This is a genomic window from Streptomyces sp. KR55 (assembly GCF_052245645.1).
Lineage (GTDB): Bacteria > Actinomycetota > Actinomycetes > Streptomycetales > Streptomycetaceae > Streptomyces > Streptomyces flavusporus.
Map to the genome: position 1 here is coordinate 1 of NZ_JBQQCE010000806.1, position 2321 is coordinate 2321.

General features: G+C 71.9%; 3 protein-coding genes. All 3 read right to left on the bottom strand.

Annotation, left to right across the window (positions count from 1 at the left end; genetic code table 11):
* Positions 1-539 (bottom strand): prephenate dehydrogenase/arogenate dehydrogenase family protein (locus ACTWQJ_RS50315; protein ID WP_443313032.1); only part of this gene is annotated, 539 nt, incomplete at its 3' end.
* Positions 536-898 carry a chorismate mutase gene (aroH, locus tag ACTWQJ_RS50320; protein ID WP_224738954.1) on the bottom strand — a complete coding sequence of 121 codons (363 nt, stop codon included), beginning with the start codon at positions 896-898 and terminating at the stop codon, positions 536-538. The genes aroH and ACTWQJ_RS50315, both read right to left, overlap by 4 nt.
* A gap of 363 nt (positions 899-1261) precedes the next feature.
* A partial coding sequence (locus ACTWQJ_RS50325) for a pseudouridine synthase (RefSeq protein WP_443313033.1) occupies positions 1262-2321 on the bottom strand: 1060 nt, incomplete at its 5' end.

Consider the following 2321-nt stretch of genomic DNA (forward strand, 5'->3'; position numbering starts at 1 on the left):
GGCATGTGGGAGACGAGGGCCACCGCGCGGTCGTGGGCGTCGGCGTCCATGACGACCGGGACGGCCCGGCAGTGCGAGACCAGCTCCAGGGCGAGGTTCAGCACCTCGGTGTCGGTGTCCAGGGTCGGGGTGAGCACCCAGGGGCGGCCCTCGAAGAGATCGCCGGTTGCGGCCAGCGGACCGGACTTCTCGCGGCCGGACATGGGGTGCGTGCCGAGGTAGCAGGACAGGTCGAGGCCGAGTGCCTCCAGCTCGCGGCGGGGGCCGCCCTTGACGCTGGCCACGTCGAGGTAGCCGCGGGCGACCCCGCGCCGCATGGCGTCCGCGAGCACCGTGGCGACATGGGCGGGCGGGGCGGCGACGATCGCGACGTCGACGGGACCGTCGGGCGCCTCGTCCGTGCCGGCGCCCAGCGCGGCCGCCGTCCGGGCCTGCTCGGGGTCGTGGTCGGCGAGGTGCACGATGACGCCGCGCTGCACCAGGGCCAGGGCTGCGGAGGTGCCGATGAGTCCGGTGCCGATGACGAGTGCGGTCCTCACTGCGCGATGTCCTTGCGCAGGGCCGCCGCGGCGCCGAGGTAGACGTGGTTGATCTCGGCGCGGGACCGGTCGGACTCGATGTGCGCGAGGATGCGGACGACCCGCGGCATGGCGCCCGCGATGTCCAGTTCCTGGGCGCAGATCAGCGGGACGTCGACGATGCCGAGCTTGCGCGCGGCGGCCGCCGGGAAGTCGCTGTGCAGGTCGGGCGTGGCCGTGAACCAGATGCTGATCAGGTCGTCCACGCTCAGCCCGTTGCGCTCCAGGACGGCGGTGAGCAGGGCTCCGACCTGCTCGTCCATATGGCCGGCCTCGTCCCGCTCGAGTTGGACGGCGCCCCGGACCGCTCGTACCGCCACGGCGATGCTCCTTGCTGGTGTGTATCGGCTCTGCGTCCGTCCAGCGTAGTCAGCCCGTCGCCGACAGGTACGCGACGCCCGCCCGCTGAGACGGCGGGCGCCGCACGCCGTTCGGACAGGCCTAGGGCCTGTCCGGCGGATCATGCCGGAATCGCGGGGCCTGGCACGCCCGTCTGCCGCGTTGTCGTCACTCGCCGACTCCCCCACGCTCGACTTCTCCCCCACTCTCGACTTCGCTCGAGCGGGAGGGGCCCCCATCGCGTCGACTCCCTCCTCCGCCTTGCAGCTGCACGCGCCAGGCCCCGCTCACCTGCGCCGATCAGTCACCGCCCCTTGGAGCCGGCCTGATCCGCCGGACAGGCCCTAGAGGTCGACTTCCTTCATCAGCATCCCGACCTCGGTGTTCGACAGCCGTCGCAGCCAGCCCGACTTCTGGTCGCCCAGCGTGATCGGGCCGAAGGCCGTCCGCACCAGCTTGTCGACCGGGAAGCCGGCCTCCGCGAGCATGCGGCGGACGATGTGCTTGCGGCCCTCATGGAGGGTGACCTCGACGAGGTAGTTCTTGCCGGTCTGTTCGACGACCCGGAAGTGGTCGGCGCGCGCGTACCCGTCGTCCAGCTGGATGCCGTCCTTCAGGCGCTTGCCCAGGTCACGGGGAATCGGGCCGACGATGTGCGCGAGGTAGGTCTTCTTCACGCCGTACTTGGGGTGCGTGAGGCGATGGGCCAGCTCACCGTGGTTGGTCAGCAGGATGACGCCCTCGGTCTCGGTGTCGAGCCGGCCGACGTGGAAGAGCCGCGTCTCACGGTTGGTGACGTAGTCGCCGAGGCACTGGCGGCCCTCGGGATCCTCCATCGTCGACACGACACCGGCGGGCTTGTTGAGCGAGAAGAACTGGTACGACTGCGTCGCCACGGTCAGGCCGTCGACCTTGACCTCGTCCTTCTCCGGGTCGACCCGCTTGCCCTGCTCCAGGACGATCTCGCCGTTGACCTCGACCCGCGCCTGCTCGATCAGCTCCTCGCAGGCACGCCGCGAGCCGTACCCCGCGCGCGCGAGCACCTTCTGCAGCCGCTCGCCCTCCTGCTCGGCGCCCGGGAAGGTCTTGGGCAGCTTGATGTCCTTCTTGCCCGCGTACCGCTCCCGGTTGCGCTCCTCGGTCCGTGTCTCGTACTCACGGGAGCGCGCCGGTGCCGTACGCCCGCCCTGCTGGGGCTTCTTGGGCCCGCCCTTGGCGCCGCCGCGGGCCGCGCCGCCGCGTCCCGCCTTCGGGCCGTCCTTGGTGGCGCCGGGGCCCACGTCGTAGCGGCGCTCCTCGGGGCGGGGCTTGCGGGGGCGGCCCTGCCCCTGCTTCTGGTCCCTGTTGTTGCCGGCACCGCGATAGTTACCGCGCCCGCCGGTCCCGCCACTCTTGCCGCTGCCG